The sequence below is a fragment of the Massilia sp. 05N420 genome (genome assembly GCF_056397205.1).
The window spans coordinates 1-405 of the sequence record NZ_JBFTMX010000214.1; the positions used below are offsets into that span (position 1 = coordinate 1).

Consider the following 405-nt stretch of genomic DNA (forward strand, 5'->3'; position numbering starts at 1 on the left):
GCGCGGCGGCGGCACTCTTCGTGGCGGGCATTGCTGCCCGCACCAAGGGCCAGATTGTCTGGTGCCTTGCAAGACCGGACCTGTTTTTCCCTGCGCTGGCGCAGGCGGGCCTCCATCCGAAGCGGGTCGTTTTTGTCGAGTCCGCCAGCGAGGACGACGTCATCGCCAACATGGAGGAGGCCCTGGGCTATGGCGGTCTGGGTGCCGTGGTCGGCGAGCTGGTGCGGTTGCCGATGACCAAGTCGCGTCGCCTTCAGCTTGCCGCGGAGAAGTCTGGAACCATGGGGCTGATCGTCAGGCGCTGGCGACGACAGACAGAAGCCAGGGACTTCGGCCAGCCGACGGCTTCGGTCACGCGGTGGCGGGTGAGTGTCACTCCGAGCGAGGAGCTTCCTGTGCAAGGCG

At 66.7% G+C, this 405-nt stretch carries 1 protein-coding gene; it reads left to right on the plus strand.

Annotated features, from left to right (window positions below; all coding sequences use genetic code 11):
• On the plus strand, positions 1-405 hold a 405-nt coding region (locus AC1DIX_RS28035; RefSeq protein WP_477328646.1), incomplete at both ends, for an ImuA family protein.